Source organism: Mesorhizobium sp. DxT, assembly GCF_058448885.1.
This window is the reverse complement of the sequence record NZ_JBZFLJ010000005.1, coordinates 93,608-111,181: the sequence shown is the minus strand read 5'-3', so window position 1 is coordinate 111,181 and position 17,574 is coordinate 93,608. Positions and strand designations below refer to the sequence as shown.

The window sequence follows — 17,574 nt, the reverse complement described above, 5'->3', positions numbered from 1 at the left end:
GAAAGTCAAGCCCGATCAGCCGAAGGCGAGCGAACCGCGAGCCTGAAAGCGGCAAGCGCGAGATAAAGCGAGAAGAACAGTGCGATCGACCACGCAAATCCGTCTGGCCCGGCGATGTCCATCCCGATGCCGATCGCCTGCGGGCCGATAAGCATACCGATGCCGTAGCAGAGCACGAACGCCGCGTTGGCTGACGCAAGGTCGCGGCCTGAGAGACGCGCGCCCAGATGCGCAAGCCCGATCGTGTAGAGGCCGGCCACGACGCCGCCCCACAGAAACAGGATTGCGGCGCTGGCATACCAGTTTCCCGACACCGAGGGCAGGGCCAGCACGCCGACCAGACCCACCAGAGCGCAGATGATCAGCAGATGCCTGCGGTCGCGCATGCGGTCGCTGAGAAGCCCCAGCGGTATTTGCAGCACGACGTTGCCGAGACCCACCGCGGTCAGCAGCAGCGCGGCATCCGCCTCGGAATAGCCGATGCGCGACCCATAGACGGGAAACAGCGCAAAACCGCCGGTTTCGACCGCCCCGAAGACCAGCACGGCGGCTGTGGCCATCGGCACCATCCAGATATAGCGGGCAAAGCCACTGGCGACCTGGGTTGCCGGACCGGACAGTCGCGGGCTTTCCCGCCAGGCGCTGGCGACAGGCAGCGCTGCCAGCATCACCAGCGCGAAGGTTATGCCGAACGGTGCGAAGCCTGTGGAGCCGACGACGGAGAACAGAAATGGCCCGAACGCGAAGCCGAGCGAAAGCACGGTGGCATAAAGCCCAAGGACAAGACCGCGGCGGTGAGGCGGTGCCGATGTGGAAATCCAGAACTCCGACAGGATGAAAAGAACCGTCAGCGCGAAGTGCAGGACGGCGCGCAGCGGGAACCACATCCAGAAGGCCGGCGCAAAATAGAAGCCCACGAAAGCCAGCCCTCCGGCCACGATCATGCCCAGCATGGTCGGCACCACGCCGAAGCGGATAGCGAGCGGCGTCGCGAAGGGAGCTGCGAGAATCGAGGCGATACCGGCTACAGCCGTGTTTGCGCCGATCATCGTCGCCGAATAGCCGCGTGATTCGAGGATGACAGACAGCAGCGGCACACCGAGGCCGATGGCGATGCCGACGACGCTGATCGACGCGATCGCCGCGCCTATCGAGAGCCATCGCATAGCGACTTCGGGCTCATGCTGCGGAGCGGCCGGCGCAGTCGCCATGGGGGTCACCTGCGATTGTGGGAGGGGTCAGAGGACGTCGCGGCAGAAGCGGTTGTGACGCATGTAGTAGAACGGCGCCGGGCAGCCGGGCGAAAGCTCGGGATCTTCCTTCAACTGCGCTTCGAGATCGCCCAGCACGGTGCGCGTGATCGCGGGAATGTCGGCTTCCTTGGCCTGGCTGATAGGCAGCCACACGATTTCTTCCAGTTCGTTTGTCGGGCCGCCATCCGGCAGCTCGACCGCCACATCGTCCTTGAAGGCGGCCAGAAAGCGCGTGTCGAAGCGACGGACGCGGCCGGGGGGCGTGATGGCGCGTGCGATGAAACGAAGCCTGTCGAGCGACGGACAGACACTGTTTTCCGCAAAACCCGCCCAGTCGGCCTTGCCCGTCTCGAAGGCGCCTTTGCGGCCGATCAGAAGGCCGGCTTCCTCGTATGTCTCGCGCAGGGCCGACATGGCGATCGCACGCGCCCGAGCCACTGTTGTGCGGGCGTTGACCAGCTTGCTTTCGACTTCAGGGTGAAGGCCGGCAGCCACGGGAATGCGGCTGTCGGCGGGATCGGTCCGGCCGCCAGGAAACACAAACTTGCCGGGCATGAAGGCGTGGCGCATATGGCGCCGGCCCATGAGCACGCGCACGTCACGCCCGTCCCGGTCGAGCAGGATCAGCGTCGCAGCATCACGCGGCCGCTTGGGGCCCGCGCCGAGCGCGAAATCCTTGTTCTCGACCTTGTCGACTTCAGCGCGCGTCATGCCTTCCATGGCCCGACCCTCTCTCACCACGTCTTCAGAGTTCCGGATGCGTTTCCAGCGCGTCTGGACGGCCGGAGAAGCCGTGCATGCGCAGGGCCCATTGTAGCCCGACAACCGCGCCCTTGACGGGCTGAAGCAGCGCAATGGTGGAAATGAGCGTCAGCGGCGTCCAGATCGCCAGGTGCTGCCAGGTCGAAAGCTCGACCATGCGCTCGACACCCATGAATGCACCAACGACGATATGGCCGACGATGAAGATCACCAGATAGGCCGGCAGGTCGTCGGCGCGGTGATGATGATACTCTTCGCCACAGGCATCGCAGCGATCGGCAACTTTCAGGAAGCGACCGAAGAGACGACCTTCGCCGCAATGCGGGCAGCGGCCCATGAAGCCGCGCGCCATGGCGCGCATGAGCTGGCGGTCGTTCGTCGCGGCGCGGCCAAAAACCTGCTGTTCCATCATCGTCTCCTTGCGCGGCCACGGCTCTGCGTGCGGCGCGATTGCGACTTGCCACGGCGCGCCTTGTGGAAGGATTGCTTCGAACCGGGCAGGGGCTTCGGCTCGCTCAGCATCTCGAAGCGCATCGAGCCTGCCAGCGGCGTCACTTCCACCAGTTTCACCTCCACAGAATCGGCGAGCTGGTAGCCCTTGCCCGAGCGTTCACCGAAAAGCGCGCGCGCGGCTTCGTCAAACATATAGTAGTCGTCACCCAGTGACGACACCGGGATAAAGCCGTCGGCACCGTATTGCGGCAACTGGACAAATAGTCCCGCCTTGGTGACGCCGGAGATGCGGCCGTGAAACGCCTCCTCGACGCGCGTGGCGAGATGGGCCGCAATCAGCCGGTCCACCGTTTCGCGTTCTGCCGCCATGGCGCGGCGTTCGGTTGCCGAAATCAGCGCTGAAATCTCCTCCAGACGCTCTTCCTCGCCCTTGGAAATGCCTTCCTTGCCAAGGCCCAGCGCACCGATCAGGGCGCGATGCACGATCAGATCGGCATAGCGGCGGATCGGCGAAGTGAAGTGGGAATAACGGCGCAGGTTGAGGCCGAAATGACCGATATTCTCCGGCGCGTAGACGGCCTGGCTCTGTGTGCGCAGCACCACTTCGTTGACGAGCGCTTCCTGATCGGAGCCAGACACCCGCGACAATATGCCGTTGAAGGAAGACGGCTTCATCTGCGCGCCGCGTGCCAGCGAGAGCCCGATCGTCTGCAGGAACTCGCGCAGCGATTCCTGCTTGGCGAGCGACGGCGCGTCGTGGATGCGATAGATGAGCGGCTGGCGTTTTGCTTCCAGCGTCTCGGCGGCCGCCACATTCGCCTGGATCATGAATTCTTCGATCAGCTTGTGGGCATCCAGCCGGTCCGGCACGATCACGCGATCGACGGTTCCGTCTTCCTTGAGCAGGATCTTGCGCTCCGGCAGGTCGAGCTCCAGCGGCGCGCGCTCGTTGCGGCCACGCCGCAGGGCAGCATAGGCGTCCCAAAGCGGACGCAGCACCGTTTCCAGCAAAGGCGCCGTCTTGTCGTCGGTTGTGCCGTCGATGGCGGCCTGCGCCTGCGTATAGGCGAGCTTCGCGACCGAGCGCATCATGACGCGGTGAAAACTGTGCCGGATCTTGCGCCCTTCGGCGGAAAACGTCATCCGCACGGCGAGGGCAGGGCGATCTTCGCCTTCCCGCAGGGAGCAGAGATCGTTCGAGATGCGTTCGGGCAGCATCGGCACGACCCGGTCCGGAAAATAGACGGAGTTGCCGCGCTTCAGCGCCTCGCGGTCGAGCGCCGAGCCAACCGTGATGTAGGCTGCGACATCGGCGATCGCGACGGTGACGATATGCCCGCCCAGGTTCTTCTCGTCCGTATCGGGCTCGGCATGAACCGCGTCGTCGTGATCCTTGGCATCGGCGGGGTCGATGGTGAGAAGCGGCAGGGATCGGAAATCCTCGCGGCCCTGGAGCGTCGCTGGCCTGGCGGCTTCCGCCTCTTCAAGCACTTCTGGCGGGAAGATGTGGGGAATGTCGTGCGCGTGGATGGCGATCATCGAGACCGCCTTCTCGCTTTCCAGCGAGCCGAGCACGGTGAGTACCTTGGCCTTCGGCAGTCCGTAACGGCCGCTCGAAACCTGCTCTACCTCGACTAGGTCGCCGCTCTTCGCGTTGGCGGCGTAGTCTGGATCGACGATGAGCTCAGCCTGGCGCCGTTCGACCGGCTCGATACGGAACGTGCCGTCGCGTAGCTTGCGGAAGACACCGAGAACGGCTTCGCGCCGCTTCTCGAACAACTTCATCACACGGCCGGTGTAGGCCGGGCCGCCTGCCTCCTCGGCAGGGAAAACCTTGGCCAGCACACGTTCGCCAACGCCCGGCACGCGCGCCTTGTCGGCGCGGCCTGGGCGGATCGAAACGGTCGGGGCGGTACCATTTGCCTCCGGCCACTCGGTCGGGCGTGCCAGAAGCAGGCCGTCGGCATCGCGCGAGAAGATGTCGAGCACCACGACATGCGGCAGCGCGCCGGGGCGGGTAAAGCGCTTGGCCCGCTTTTCCAGGAGCCCCTCGTCCTGCAATTCGCCCAGCAGGTCCTTCAACCAGACACGATCCGGGCCCTTAAGGCCGAACGCGCGCGCAAGCTCACGCTTGCCGGCCTGATCGGGGTTTTCCTTGATGAAACGGAGGATGTCCTCACGCGAGGGGCGAAAGCTGCGCGAAGCGTCACCGCCCTTGCTGCCGGGAATGCGCTTCGCCAAGTCGCCTTATTCCTCTTTCTTCGCGGACTTCTTGGCCGCAGGCTTCTTCTTCGCTGCCGGCTTCTTCGCAGCCGTCTTCTTGCCAGACGCCTTTTTCGTGCCGCCGCCCTTGGCCGCGATCAGCTCCAGCGCCTCCTCGACGGTGACCGAGGTTGGTTCCTTGCCCTTGGGCAGCGTCGCGTTGATCTTGCCCCAGTTGACATAGGGGCCGTAGCGTCCGTCACGCACGGTGATCGGCCCGCCGTCGGGATGATCGCCGAGTTCCTTCAGTGCGGCCGGCGTCGCGCGACCCTTGCCGTTGGCGAATTTCGACTTCTTCTCGGCAATGACCGTCACGGCGCGGTTGAGGCCGATGGAGAAAACGTCCTCGATCGATTCGAGATTGGCATAGGTGCCGTCGTGCAGCACGAATGGGCCGTAGCGTCCGAGGCCCGCCGAGATCATCTTGCCGCTCTCCGGATGCTGGCCGACGTCACGCGGCAGTGAAAGCAGCGCCAGCGCCTTTTCATGATCCATCGTGTCCGGCGTCCAGCCCTTGGGCAGGCTGGAGCGCTTGGCCTCCTTGCCTTCGCCACGCTGGACATAGGGACCGAAGCGGCCGCTCTTCAGTACGATCTCTTCGTTGGTGTAGGGATCCTTGCCGAGCAGCCGGTCGCCGCCGTCACCACCCTCGCCATTACCGTTCGCCGCTTCGCCTAGCTGGCGCGTGTAGCCGCATTCCGGGTAGTTGGAGCAGCCGACGAAGGCGCCGAACTTGCCAAGCTTGAGCGACAGGTTGCCGTTGCCGCATTTCGGGCAGATGCGCGGATTGGAGCCGTCTTCCCGCTCCGGGAACACCAGCGGTGCCAGTTCTTCGTTGAGCGCGTCCAGCACCTCTGTAACGCGCAGTTCCTTGATCTCGTCGACGTGGCCGGAAAAGTCCTTCCAGAAGTCGCGCAACACGTCCTTCCAGGACAGCTTGCCGTCGGAAATCTCGTCCAGCTTCTCCTCGAGTGCGGCGGTGAAGTCGTACTCCACATAGCGCTCGAAGAAGTTTTCCAGGAAAGCCGTGACCAGCCGTCCCTTGGCCTGCGGCATGAGCCGGCGCTTTTCGATGGCCACGTAGTCGCGGTCTTCGAGGGTCTTCAGCGTGGCCGCATAGGTTGAAGGCCGGCCAATGCCGAGTTCTTCCATCTTCTTGATGAGAGAAGCCTCGGAATAGCGCGGCGGCGGTTCGGTCGTGTGCTGGGTCACCGTCACCGATTTGCGCGACAGCGTCTCGCCCGGCTTGATCTCGGGCAGGCGGCGCGCGTCCTCGTCCTCGGCGTCTTCGTCCTTCTGCTCGGTATAGGCCGCCAGGAACCCGTCGAAGCGGATCACCGAGCCGATGGCCCGCAGATTGGCCGTGCGGGAGCCGTTCGATGCCTCGATCTCGACCGTCGTGCGCTCGATCTCGGCTGGCTGCATCTGGCTGCCCATCGCCCGCTTCCAGATGATTTCATAAAGCCGCGCCTGGTCCGGCTCGAGATATTTGCGGACCTCGGCGGGCGAGCGGCGGAAGTCGGTGGGGCGTACCGCCTCGTGCGCTTCCTGGGCGTTCTTGGCCTTCGTGGAATAGATCCGCGGCTTTTCGGGCAGGTATTTGTCGCCGTATTCCGCGCCGATCATCGAGCGGGCGGCTTCGATGGCCTCGGGCGCCATCTGCACGCCGTCGGTACGCATATAGGTGATCAGGCCGGTGGTTTCGCCGCCGATCTCAACGCCTTCGTAGAGCCGCTGCGCCACCTGCATGGTGCGCGATGCCGAGAAGCCAAGCTGCGAAGATGCGGCCTGCTGCAGGGTGGACGTCGTGAAGGGCGGCGCCGGGTTGCGCCGGGTCGGCTTGGCCTCGACGGAAAGCGCCTTGAACGCCGCACCTTCCAGCATGGCCTTGATGTCGGCTGCCTGTTCCGCGCTCTTGATGTCGAGCTTCTGGAGCTTCTTGCCTTCGAACGCGGTCAGGCGCGCCTCGAAGTCTTCCAGTCGCGGCGTCGCGAGCAGCGCTCCTATCTGCCAGTAGTCTTCGCGCACGAAGCGCTCGATCTCGGCCTCTCGGTCGCAGACGAGACGCAGCGCGACCGACTGGACGCGGCCGGCGGAACGTGCGCCCGGCAGCTTGCGCCACAGGACGGGCGACAGCGTGAAACCGACGAGATAATCGAGAGCCCGGCGCGCCAGATAGGCGTCGACCAGCGGCGCGTCGATCTCGCGTGGGTTCGCCATCGCGTCGAGCACCGACTTCTTGGTGATCGCATTGAAGACGACACGGCTCACCGGCTTGTCCTTCAGCGCCTTCTTTTGCCGAAGCACCTCAAGCACGTGCCAGGAGATGGCTTCGCCTTCGCGATCCGGGTCGGTTGCGAGGATGAGACTGTCGGCCTCCTTCATCGCCTTGGCTATATCGCCAAGCCGCTTGGACGAGGGCCCATCGACTTCCCACGACATGGAAAAGTCGTCGTCAGGCCGCACCGACCCGTCCTTGGCCGGAAGGTCCCGGACATGGCCGAACGAGGCCAGAACCTTGTAGTTCGAGCCGAGATATTTGTTGATTGTCTTGGCCTTTGCAGGCGATTCGACGACGACGACGTCCATGTGCTGGCGTATTTCCCCAAGGCGCAGATAGCTTCCGCGCCGCTCAAACAATCGAAAAAACAGCCCGTCACATGGCCGTGCTTTGCTGTCCGGTCAAGGCCCTTGGGGTATTTCACCAAATGGCCGGACTGAAATACAACCAGAAAATGCAACGTGACCCGTTGCAATTTTAGATAAATTGAATAGCCTCTAATTAACGCAAGGGTTGCTTTGACGAAATCATGCAACCGCGTAGCCACGGGCTGCGGCAGGCCCTGGCAAATGTGCGAAACGGGGTAGTAGATGCAACAGCAACTCAACCGACGACGTACCGATACGCTGGACTATATGCAGTCCATGCTTGGCCAGATGCGAACGATGGCGCAGGCCGAACGCTGTGACATGCTGGCGTATCTGATAGAGATGGCCTACGTGGAAGTCAGCGACATCATCCGCGGCGATCGTCCCTTACGGGTCGGCGGCGAGCAGCGAAACCCAGCCACCGCTGTGCCTTTCGATCCTGCCAGCAAGGTCAAGTTCCAGTAGGATGAGAAACACCTGCGCCGGGTGAAGCCCCGTGTGATGAATGATCTCGTCTATCGGCGTCGGCACCGGACCAAGCGCCTCCATGAGGCGCGTACGGTCGCTGTCGTCTGGCGGGGGCGTGGAGAAGTCGGGCGGTTCCTCGAGCGGTGACACGGGCGAGATGGACGGTGATCCGGCCAGCGGCGCCAGAACGTCCAGCACGTCGCGCGCCTCGGTGACTATCGACGCGCCGTCCTTGAGCAACCCGTTGGCCCCGGCCGCGCGCGGATCGAGCGGCGAACCGGGAACGGCGAAGACGATGCGGCCCATTTCGCCCGCCAGCCTGGCGGAGATAAGCGAGCCGGACCGCATCGCTGCTTCCACGACCACAAGTCCGAGGCCGAGGCCCGCGACGAGCCTGTTGCGGCGTGGAAAGTCGCGGGCGCGCGGCTCCCAGCCGAAGGGCATTTCCGTTATCAGCAGCCCGCGCTCTCCGATCTCGGCGGCTAGGCCGACATTCTCCGGCGGGTAGGGGCGGTCGAGCCCGCCGGCAAGGACTGCAATGGTGCCCGTGCCGATACTGCCGGTATGCGCAGCGGCGTCGATTCCGCGCGCCAGTCCGGACACGATTGCGTAGCCCTCCCGCCCGATCTCGCCGGAAAGCATGCGCGCCATCCGCACGCCCGCCGCTGAAGCGTTGCGTGCGCCGACGATGGAGATTGCAGGCATGTGGCCGATGGCTGCTTGTCCTTTCACCGCGATGATCGGTGGCGGCAGGTCCATGCGGCGCAGCATCGGCGGATAGTCGGCCTCGCCGACTGCAACGAACCTGGCTCCGTAGCGCTCCGCAACCTCCAGTTCGGCTTCCGCTTCCTGCTCGGATGGAATGCGCGATTGCCGCTTCGCGCCGCCGCGCGACGCAAGTTCCGGCAGCATGGCGATTGCCGCTTCGGCCGATCCGAAACGATTGATGAGGTCGCGAAAGGAGGCAGGCCCGACATTTTCGGTGCGAATCAGGCGAAGCCAGTGGAGCCGCTGCCGGTCGGAAAGCCTGGGGCCTGCCGACGGCGCGTCGTTCATCCCTTCGCCCCGATCTTCGATTCCGTGCCGGCAAGCAATCTGGAAATGTTGGCGCGGTGCTTGATGAAGACCAGCACGCTCATGAGGGCGACGGCGGCGGCATAAGCGGGCAGGCCAAGCAGGTAGAACGCGACCGGCGAGACGACGGCGGCGACAAGCGCGGCAAGCGACGAATAGCGCGACAGGAACGCCACCGCGAGCCATGCAGCCGCGAAAGCCAGCGCGCCTTGCCAGGCAAAGGCGATCAGCACGCCGAGATAGGTCGCGACACCCTTGCCACCCTTGAAGCCGAGCCATGCCGGAAAGAGATGGCCGAGAAAGGCGCCGATGCCGGCGGCTATTCCGGGTTCCAGCCCCCAGCGCGCCGCAATAAGCACCGCAACCGTGCCCTTGAGCGCATCGAGGAGCAGGGTCAGCGCCGCCAGCTTCTTGTTGCCGGTACGAAGCACATTGGTCGCGCCGATATTGCCGGAGCCGATCTTGCGCACGTCGCCCAGGCCGGCGGCGCGCGTGATCAGCAGTCCGAACGGGATCGACCCGAGCAGATAGCCGAATGCGAGCGCGATGATGACGGACGTCAGGGTCAACCTTCCCCCTCCCGGCGAGCTGTCAGTTCAAAGCCGATGGACTGTGCGGCCAGCAACGAGCGTTTGCAAGACCCTGCCTTGAAGGCGCGCGCCTTCGAAGCAGGTGTTCTTCGACCGCGACCGGATGTCCTGCTCGCGAACGAGCCACGGCTCGTCCAGATCGACCACGATCAGGTCGGCCGGTACGCCCGGCGCAAGCGTGCCGCCCGGCAGGCCGAAGCGTTTGGCGGGTGCAGTCGAAATCGCATCGACAAGGCGCATCAGCGGCACATCACCGTTGTGATGCAGCCTCAGCGCTGCCGCCAGCAGCGTCTCGAGCCCGATCGCGCCGGAAGCCGCATCTGCAAAGGGCAGGCGTTTGGTGTCGACGTCCTGCGGGTCGTGCGACGACACCAGAATGTCCACCGTGCCGTCGCGCAGCGCCTCCACCATGGCGAGCCGGTCTTCCTCGGCGCGCAGCGGCGGGGATAGCCGGAAGAAGGTGCGATATTCGCCGACGTCGTGCTCATTGAGCGACAGGCTGGCTATGGATGCGCCAGCCGTCACCGCCGCGCCGTCATCCTTGGCACGTGCGATCGCCGCCGCCGACATCGCCGTCGAAATCTTGGCTGCGTGATAGTTGCTGCGCGTCAGCCGTGCGAGCATGAGGTCGCGCTCGAGCGGGATCGCCTCGGCCTCGCGGGGAATGCCGGCCAGGCCCAGCCAGCTCGCAAACAGCCCTTCGTTCATCACGCCGGCGGCCGCCAGGTCGGGATCCTGCGTTTCATGGTCGATGACCGCGCCGAAGTCGCGCGCATAGGTCAGCGCGCGGCGCATCACGAGCGAATTGGCGATTGTGTGCCGGCCTTCGGTGAAGGCGACGGCGCCAGCCTCGCGCAGCAGGCCGAATTCAGTCATTTCCCGGCCCTTGAGGCCGCGTGTGACGGCGGCGGCCGGAAAGACGTTGACGATCGCCGTGTCGCGGGCCGTGCGCAGCACGAACTCGACCAGCGCCACGTCGTCTATGACTGGATCGGTGTCCGGCATCATGACGATGGAGGTAACGCCGCCTGTCGCCGCTGCCACACTCGCCGACGCTATGGTTTCGCGATGCTCGCCACCTGGCTCTCCGATGTGGACGCGTGCGTCGACGAGGCCGGGCAGGATCGCCTTGCCGGTACAATTGACGACCTCCGCGCCCTCGGGCGTGCCCTGATTAAGCGCCGAGGCACCGGCGGCCTTGATCGTGCTGCCGTCGACGATGACGGTACCGGTTTCGTCCAGACTGCGAGAGGGATCGACGATGCGGGCGTTGTGAAAGACCGTGACGCTCATGCCGCTTGCCCTTCCGGGTTGCGGCGTGGGTCGAGCAGCGCCTCCATCACCGCCATGCGCACGGCGACGCCCATCTCCACCTGTTCCTGGATGACGCTCTGCGGTCCGTCGGCGATTTCGGAGGCGATCTCGACGCCGCGGTTCATCGGGCCGGGGTGCATGACCAGCGCATCGTCTTTTGCCGCCTTGAGCTTCTCGGCATCGAGCCCGTAGTAGCGGAAATATTCGCGCACCGACGGTACGAATGCGCCCTCCATGCGCTCGCGCTGCAGCCGCAGCATCATCACGACATCCGCGCCGGCAAGACCTTCCTTCATCGTTGTGAAGACCTCGACGCCCATCTCGCCGATGCCCGCGGGTAGCAGCGTCGAGGGGGCGACCACACGGACCCGCGCGCCAAGAGCGTTGAGAAGAAGAATGTTGGAGCGTGCAACGCGCGAGTGGCGCACGTCGCCGCAGATCGCCACGGTCAGCCGCGCGATCTTGCCGCGCGCCCGGCGGATCGTCAGCGCGTCGAGCAGCGCCTGCGTCGGGTGCTCGTGCGCGCCGTCGCCCGCATTGACCACGGAGCAGCCGACCTTTTGCGCCAGCAATGCCGCAGCGCCCGCCGAAGCGTGGCGAATGATGAGGATGTCCGGCCGCATGGCATTGAGCGTCATCGCCGTGTCGATGAGCGTTTCGCCCTTCTTCACCGACGACGAGGACACCGACATGTTCATCACGTCGGCGCCGAGCCTCTTGCCGGCCAGTTCGAAAGACGACTGGGTGCGGGTCGAAGCTTCGTAGAAGAGGTTGATCTGGGTCCGTCCGCGCAGCGTCGACGTCTTCTTTTCCGACTGCAGCGAAATCGCGACGGCTTCGTCGGCGCGATCGAGCAGCAATTCAATATCGGAAGGAGACAGGTCCTTGACGCCGAGCAGGTGGCGGTGCGGAAAAAGCGGGAAGGCGGCGCGCTCGGTCATATCAAAGCCGTGCTATAGGCAAGGGTGGGCGACGCCGCAAGCGCGCTTGCGCGCATCCACCGGAATTTCCTCGCAACCATGGGCGTTTTGCCTGTAACTGTGAGGCATCCTTCTGGAATCGTCTCATCCCGGAGTTGACGACTTGACGCATGAGGTACTGAACCAAAGTCCGCCGCTGGCCGGGACGAGCGCGTGGCGCGCCGACCCGCTGCTGGTCCAGTTGGCGGAGACCTATTCGGAGCCGGTTCGGCGCGAACTCGACCAGATCGGCCGCTATGTGCGTTCGGCCGAGGCGCAGGAGTTGGCCCGGCTCGCGAGCACGGAAACGCCGAAGCTCAGGACGCACGACCGGCAGGGTCGGCGCATCGATCTCGTCGAGTTTCATCCGGCCTATCATGCGCTTATGCGCCGTTCGGTGGCTGTCGGCCTACATTCTTCGGTGTGGGAGAACAACCCGGCCGAGAGCGGCAAGCGCCATCAGGTGCGCGCGGCGCGATTCTACCTGACCGCGCAGCTCGAATGCGGGCATCTTTGCCCCATCACCATGACGAGCGCGTCGCTGGCCGCCCTGATGGCGAACACCAAGCTGTTCCGCGAGTGGGCGCCACGGGTGACGACGCGCAAATATGACCAGAGCCAGAAGCCGCCGGTGCAGAAGACCGGCCTGACGCTCGGCATGGGCATGACGGAGAAGCAGGGCGGCACCGACGTGCGCGCCAACACCACACGCGCCGAGCGCGCCGGTGGCGGCTTCTATCGGCTCACCGGCCACAAATGGTTCATGTCGGCGCCGATGTCGGACGCCTTCCTGATGCTGGGGCAGGCGAACGAGGGCCTGTCGTGCTTCCTCGTGCCGCGCATACTCGGTGACGGGTCCGACAACGGGCTGCACTTCCAGCGCCTCAAGGACAAGCTCGGCAATCGCTCCAACGCCTCTTCCGAGGTCGAGTTTTCAGGTGCTATCGCCGAAATGGTCGGCGAACCCGGCGCCGGCATCAAGACCATCATGGACATGGTGACGCTGACGCGGCTCGACTGCGCCGTGGCCAATGCCGGCCTGATGCGGGCCGGTCTTGCCGAAGCCGTCCATCACACGCGCCATCGCCATGCCTTCGGCACACCGCTGTTCGAGCAACCGCTGATGCAGCGCGTGCTGGCCGATATGGCGCTCGACGTGGCCGGCGCGACCGCGCTGTCGCTGAGGCTGGCGCGCGCCTTCGACGAAGCGGCCAACGATCCGGGCGAGGCGGCTTTCGCGCGCTCGATGACGCCTGTGGTCAAATACTGGGTCTGCAAGATCGCGCCGTCGCTGCTCTACGAGGCGATGGAATGCCTGGGCGGCAACGGCTATGTGGAGGAAGCGCCGCTGGCGCGCTACTACCGCGAGGCGCCGGTCAACGCGATCTGGGAAGGCTCGGGCAACGTCATGGCGCTCGACGTGCTGCGCGTCCTGCGCCGCGCGCCGCAGCTCTTCGACGAAGTGCTGGGTGGTATCGGCCGGGACCTTGGACCGGCTGGCAAGGGCACCGTGGGCGTGCTGCGCGCGGCCTTGCAGGTGGCAAGCTCGGACGAAGGTTCGGCCCGCATCCTGACCGAGCAGCTTGCCATTTCGGCGGCGGCTGCGGAGCTTCGCAGGCAGGGGGCAGGGCAGATCGCGGATGCGTTCGTGGAATCACGCCTCGCCGGCCAGTGGCGCACCACCTACGGCATGCTGGACGCCCGCCACGACGCGCGCGTCATCGTGGATACGCTCTATCCCGAGCTGAGCTGAGTGGCGATGGCGAGCGCTGCCGGCATCGTGAGCACCGCCAGCACCGTCTGCAGCGTCGTGACCGCGGCGTAGAACTCGGCGTCGCCGCCGAGCTGGCGAGCGAGCATGTAGCCGTTCATGGCGGTTGGCACCGAGCCGCACAGCACCAGATAGACGAGTTCCGGGCCGCGCACGCCGAGCCCGTAGCCGATCAGGCAGAGAATGGCCGGAAGCACTGCGAGCTTGAGCACGACCGGAAACCAGATCGCCAGCCGGGGCCGGAACATGTCGGCGGGCCGCAGGCCGGCGCCGACCGAGATCAGCCCCATGCCGATGGCGGCCGAGGCGATGAGCCCGATCGCGTCGTCAAGCGGGGCGTAGAGGCCGCCGGGGAGGAAGCGCAACACGATGCCGACTGCGACGCCGACGATGAGCGGGTTGGTCGCCGTCGCACGCATGACCTTTCCCCAGTCCGCATCCCTGCTGCCGAAGCGCGCGACGACGGCGACCGACATCACATTGAGCGGGATGATGATGACGGCCATGGCTAGCGCGACCACGGCGCTCGCGGCCGGCGGAAACAGTTTTTGTGCAACGGCAAGCGCAATGAAGCCGTTCCAGCGCAGCGCGCTCTGGAACATGGACGAGAACTCACCGGGCGTCGCAGCGCCGCTGGGCCGCCACAGCGGCCAGCTCCCCAGCACCAGCACTGCCATGATCGCGATCGTGGCCAGAAGCGCGATGAGCATCGCGTCGAGCCGCAATCCCGAGAAGTCCGCGTGAATGATCGTGGCGAAAAGCAGGGTGGGGTAGAGAACCCAGTAGCTGACCTGTTCCAGTCCGCGCCAGCCGTCGTCGCTGGTGATCGACGTGCGGCGCAGGAGATTGCCCAGCACGATGATGAGAAAGATGGGGAGGATGCTTTCGAAGATGGCGAGCATGGCAGGCAAGGCGGACCGGACAGGAGGGATAGACCCCCGGCATAGGCAGCGTCATCCGCCCTGTAAAGCGTGGCAGCGGCACAAGCCTGATAGCCCACCAGGGGATAAACGCTCCCTCAAGCCCGCACGTTAACCTTAACGAATGGTTTCAATTGCGGTTAACGCGGCCAGCGTCCAGTTTCGATTCTCGCCGAGCAGGGACCCGCATGCAGAAGATTCTCATCACAAGTCTGGCAGCCTATTGGACGGTCGTTTTCGCGGTCGGTGCCTGCGGCGTGGCCGGGCTGTCGGCGGGCATTCACGCACCCGATCTGTTCGATACGGCCATGGCTGTAGCGCAGGCACTGGTGGCGCTGCTGTTCCTATGGACTGCATTCGCCGCCCTCGGACACCGCGACGAGGGCGTGGACGATGTGGCAAGGCTGGCCCTGAGCGCGGCCGTTCTGGTGTCCGGCGCGGTTGCCGTGGAGCAGGCGGTCGTGGCGGGCTCTTCAACGCCCGGCGCGGCATCCACCATGCAGCTCGCTGCCCTAGCGGCCACTTATCTTGTGATCCGTGCCGAGGCAGCGGAACGCAAACCGCGGTCCGTGGATTATTCGAGCGCCGTTGCGCGCCGTCTCGCCGTTGGCGCCGCCCACGGCTCGATGCTGTCGCGACTGTCGCGGCGAGGACCCGAGATCGTGGAGAGCGACGGCTGATGCGCTACATTCTTCTTTTCTGGGCCGTGCCGATGGGCCTCTTCTGGGGCTGGTTCTACCTGTCGTACAACGACATCAATTTCGGCCTGACATTCCTCAGCCGGCCGGTGCATGACTTCGCCTTCGGCTTCTACGGCAATCTGCTGGGCATCGACCCGCAGACGATCCCGCCGCTGGTGGCACGTGCCTGCGTCGTCGATACGGTGGTGATCTTCGCGATCTACGCCTTCCGCAGGCGCCGCGACATAATTGCGTGGTGGAACGCTAGTCGGCAGCCGAGCGTAGCGCCCGAAGCCGGTCCAGTGCCCCCTGCAGAATGAAGGCTGCCGCCGCCGAATCGATCCGTTCGTCGCGCTTGCGTCGGGATACGTCCATTTCAAGCAGCGCCCGCTCCGCGGCCACTGTCGACAGCCTTTCGTCCCAGTAGACGAAGGGCAGTTCGGTGAGCCTCTCCATGTTGCGCACGAAGGCGCGCGTCGCCTGCACGCGCGGCCCCTCCGACCCGTCCATGTTGACTGGCAGGCCGATGATGACGGCGCTGACCACCTCTTTCTGGAGCAGGGCCAGCAGCGCCTGGGCGTCCTGCGTGAACTTGCGGCGCGCGATCATGGGGCGCGGATGGGCAAACGAGAGCGCCGCGTCGGAAACCGCCACGCCGATGGTCTTGGTGCCGAGGTCGAGGCCGGCGAGCCGTCCACCCGGCGTGATGAGGGCGGGAACCTCGCCTATATCCGCAACAGCCACGTGATTGCCTTCCTCTTTCACTTGCACAAGCGCGGTTCTATCCTTCACGGTATCGAAAAGCGAGTTGCAGAGGTGTTCTGATGAAGCTGACCTGGTACGGCCATTCCGCATTCCGCGTTGAAGCAGGCGGAGCGACAATCCTGATCGATCCGTTCCTGACCGATAACCCGTCATGGGATGGCGGCTGGGAGGGGCCGGCCGAGGGTGTTACCCACGTTCTCATCACGCATGGCCACAACGACCACCTGGGCGACGCGCTGCCGATTCTGAAGAAGACCGGCGCGATGCTCGTCTCCAGCTTCGAGATCTATGAGTATCTGGTTGGCCAGGGCGTGGACGAGAGCAAGGTCAACCCGGGCAACCACGGTGGGACGGTCGATTGCGGCGGGTTCACGACGACATTCGTCAATGCGATACACTCCTCGTCGTTCAGTCGGGAAGGGGGCATCAACGTCTATCTCGGCAATCCGACCGGCCTCGTCCTCCACTTCCCCGACGACAAGACGCTCTATCACATGGGCGATACCGACATCTTTTCGGATATGGCGCTGATCAACGAACTGCACCAGCCGGCGGTCGGCATCGTGCCGATCGGCGACCGTTTCACGATGGGCGGCGCGGTGGCGGCTCTCGCCTGCCGGCGTTTCTTCGACTTCGAGACGGTGATCCCGGCGCACTACGCTTCGTTCGGCATCATCGACCAGACGGCGGACAAGTTCGTCGCCGGCATGGAGGGGGCGTCGGCCAAAGTGCTGACGCCAAAGATCGGCGAGCCTTTCGAAGTGTGACCGGCGGCGGCGGCCGGCTTGCATGTTGCGCTGTGCCGGCTGCGCCGGTATAGCGCGGGCTTGTGATTTTCCTTTCCAATCGCCGGAGCGCATCATGTCCGTCGACATCGACACCGTTAAGCGCGTGGCGCGTCTCGCCCGCATCGCCGTGACCGAAGAAGAAGCCGGCCGCATGACCGGCGAGCTCAACACGATACTGGGTTTCGTCGAGCAGCTCGGCGAGGTGGATGTGAGCGGCGTCGAGCCGATGACCTCCGTGATCCCGATGGAGATGAAGAAGCGGGAAGACCGCGTCACCGATGGCGGCAAGGCTGCCGACATCGTCGCCAACGCGCCCGCCACGGAAGACAATTTCTTCCTCGTTCCCAAGGTTGTGGAGTAGCTTGCCATGGCCGTCGAGATCGCGGTCGAGACGCCGTTGCAGGACGATGTCCGCGCGCTCATTGCAGAGCTGAATGGCGCGATCAGCGCGCAGGAGCCCGACACGCCGGAAGAATTCAACTTCCGCATGACGGCGGACGAAATGGCGGTGCCCGAAATGACCGTATGGGTGGCGCGGCTGGACGGCGAGGCCGTCGGCTGCGGCGCACTGCTACGCCACGCCGGTGGGTTCGGCGAGATCAAGCGCATGTATGTCCGGCCTTCCGCCCAGGGGCGGGGCGTTGCCGGCCTGATGCTGGCGGCGATCGAGGAACTGGCCGCAGCCGAGGGCCTGGCGCATCTGGCGCTCGAGACCGGAGGCGAGGGCTATGGCGCCGCGCGGCGCGTCTATGAGCGCGCCGGCTACCAGCGCAGCGGTGCATTCGCCGACTATCCGGACAATCCCTATTCGACATTCTATCGCAAAGACCTGACCGCCGCGCCCGCGGCAGCCTGAACGGACGATT

The 17,574-nt window shown here is 65.0% G+C and carries 17 protein-coding genes; 6 read left to right on the top strand and 11 right to left on the bottom strand.

The window, feature by feature from the left end; all coding sequences use genetic code 11:
- Window positions 1-5: 5 nt before the first annotated feature.
- The 9 genes from ACVJNE_RS11335 to ACVJNE_RS11295 all read right to left on the bottom strand — a co-directional run bounded on the left by ACVJNE_RS11335 (window position 6) and on the right by ACVJNE_RS11295 (window position 11,766).
- Window positions 6-1,211 (bottom strand): MFS transporter, encoded by a 1,206-nt coding sequence (locus ACVJNE_RS11335; protein WP_499565632.1) that lies wholly within the window; start codon window positions 1,209-1,211, stop codon window positions 6-8.
- 27 nt (window positions 1,212-1,238) lie between these two features.
- The gene (locus ACVJNE_RS11330) at window positions 1,239-1,973 is read right to left on the bottom strand and encodes an NUDIX hydrolase (protein ID WP_444725806.1); all 735 of its coding nucleotides are present in this window, start codon (window positions 1,971-1,973) and stop codon (window positions 1,239-1,241) included.
- A gap of 25 nt (window positions 1,974-1,998) precedes the next feature.
- On the bottom strand, window positions 1,999-2,424 hold the full coding sequence (locus ACVJNE_RS11325) for a DUF983 domain-containing protein (RefSeq protein ID WP_173193529.1): 426 nt from the start codon (window positions 2,422-2,424) through the stop codon (window positions 1,999-2,001).
- Window positions 2,424-4,709 carry a ribonuclease R gene (gene rnr, locus ACVJNE_RS11320; protein WP_499565630.1) on the bottom strand — a complete coding sequence of 762 codons (2,286 nt, stop codon included), beginning with the start codon at window positions 4,707-4,709 and terminating at the stop codon, window positions 2,424-2,426. Before rnr ends, ACVJNE_RS11325 begins: the two co-directional genes overlap by 1 nt.
- A 6-nt stretch (window positions 4,710-4,715) precedes the next feature.
- Complete coding sequence (gene topA / locus ACVJNE_RS11315) at window positions 4,716-7,319, bottom strand: type I DNA topoisomerase (protein ID WP_499565628.1); 2,604 nt, start codon at window positions 7,317-7,319, stop codon at window positions 4,716-4,718.
- Between the two features lie 447 nt (window positions 7,320-7,766).
- Window positions 7,767-8,903 (bottom strand): DNA-processing protein DprA, encoded by a 1,137-nt coding sequence (dprA, locus tag ACVJNE_RS11310; protein ID WP_499565626.1) that lies wholly within the window; start codon window positions 8,901-8,903, stop codon window positions 7,767-7,769.
- The gene (gene plsY, locus ACVJNE_RS11305) at window positions 8,900-9,490 is read right to left on the bottom strand and encodes a glycerol-3-phosphate 1-O-acyltransferase PlsY (RefSeq protein WP_499565624.1); all 591 of its coding nucleotides are present in this window, start codon (window positions 9,488-9,490) and stop codon (window positions 8,900-8,902) included. Before plsY ends, dprA begins: the two co-directional genes overlap by 4 nt.
- Before the next feature lie 27 nt (window positions 9,491-9,517).
- On the bottom strand, window positions 9,518-10,804 hold the full coding sequence (locus ACVJNE_RS11300) for a dihydroorotase (protein WP_499565623.1): 1,287 nt from the start codon (window positions 10,802-10,804) through the stop codon (window positions 9,518-9,520).
- Window positions 10,801-11,766: an aspartate carbamoyltransferase catalytic subunit gene (locus ACVJNE_RS11295; protein WP_499565621.1), complete on the bottom strand. Its 966-nt coding sequence runs from the start codon at window positions 11,764-11,766 to the stop codon at window positions 10,801-10,803. Before ACVJNE_RS11295 ends, ACVJNE_RS11300 begins: the two co-directional genes overlap by 4 nt.
- 142 nt (window positions 11,767-11,908) lie before the next feature.
- Between ACVJNE_RS11295 and ACVJNE_RS11290 the strand changes: the two genes are divergently transcribed.
- Window positions 11,909-13,537 (top strand): acyl-CoA dehydrogenase family protein, encoded by a 1,629-nt coding sequence (locus ACVJNE_RS11290; protein ID WP_499565619.1) that lies wholly within the window; start codon window positions 11,909-11,911, stop codon window positions 13,535-13,537.
- On the opposite strand, the gene ACVJNE_RS11285 is transcribed toward ACVJNE_RS11290, so the two are convergent.
- Window positions 13,519-14,457 carry an AEC family transporter gene (locus ACVJNE_RS11285; RefSeq protein WP_499565617.1) on the bottom strand — a complete coding sequence of 313 codons (939 nt, stop codon included), beginning with the start codon at window positions 14,455-14,457 and terminating at the stop codon, window positions 13,519-13,521. The two genes, ACVJNE_RS11290 and ACVJNE_RS11285, sit on opposite strands and share 19 nt — an antisense overlap.
- A 206-nt stretch (window positions 14,458-14,663) precedes the next feature.
- Between ACVJNE_RS11285 and ACVJNE_RS11280 the strand changes: the two genes are divergently transcribed.
- Window positions 14,664-15,155 (top strand): hypothetical protein, encoded by a 492-nt coding sequence (locus ACVJNE_RS11280; protein ID WP_499565615.1) that lies wholly within the window; start codon window positions 14,664-14,666, stop codon window positions 15,153-15,155.
- The gene (locus tag ACVJNE_RS11275) at window positions 15,155-15,475 is read left to right on the top strand and encodes a DUF6105 family protein (protein ID WP_499565613.1); all 321 of its coding nucleotides are present in this window, start codon (window positions 15,155-15,157) and stop codon (window positions 15,473-15,475) included. The genes ACVJNE_RS11280 and ACVJNE_RS11275 overlap by 1 nt, the downstream gene beginning before the upstream one ends.
- Here ACVJNE_RS11275 and ruvX read toward each other — a convergent pair.
- Window positions 15,420-15,899 (bottom strand): Holliday junction resolvase RuvX, encoded by a 480-nt coding sequence (ruvX, locus tag ACVJNE_RS11270; RefSeq protein ID WP_499565611.1) that lies wholly within the window; start codon window positions 15,897-15,899, stop codon window positions 15,420-15,422. The genes ACVJNE_RS11275 and ruvX overlap by 56 nt on opposite strands.
- A gap of 80 nt (window positions 15,900-15,979) precedes the next feature.
- On the opposite strand from ruvX, the gene ACVJNE_RS11265 reads away from it, so the two are divergent.
- The 3 genes from ACVJNE_RS11265 (at window position 15,980) to ACVJNE_RS11255 (ending at window position 17,564) form a co-directional block, all read left to right on the top strand.
- Window positions 15,980-16,687, top strand: coding sequence for a metal-dependent hydrolase (locus ACVJNE_RS11265; RefSeq protein ID WP_499565608.1), 708 nt, complete (start codon window positions 15,980-15,982; stop codon window positions 16,685-16,687).
- A gap of 94 nt (window positions 16,688-16,781) precedes the next feature.
- On the top strand, window positions 16,782-17,069 hold the full coding sequence (gene gatC, locus ACVJNE_RS11260; RefSeq protein WP_368803031.1) for an Asp-tRNA(Asn)/Glu-tRNA(Gln) amidotransferase subunit GatC: 288 nt from the start codon (window positions 16,782-16,784) through the stop codon (window positions 17,067-17,069).
- 6 nt (window positions 17,070-17,075) lie between these two features.
- Window positions 17,076-17,564: a GNAT family N-acetyltransferase gene (locus tag ACVJNE_RS11255; protein ID WP_499565606.1), complete on the top strand. Its 489-nt coding sequence runs from the start codon at window positions 17,076-17,078 to the stop codon at window positions 17,562-17,564.
- The last annotated feature ends 10 nt before the right edge of the window (window positions 17,565-17,574 follow it).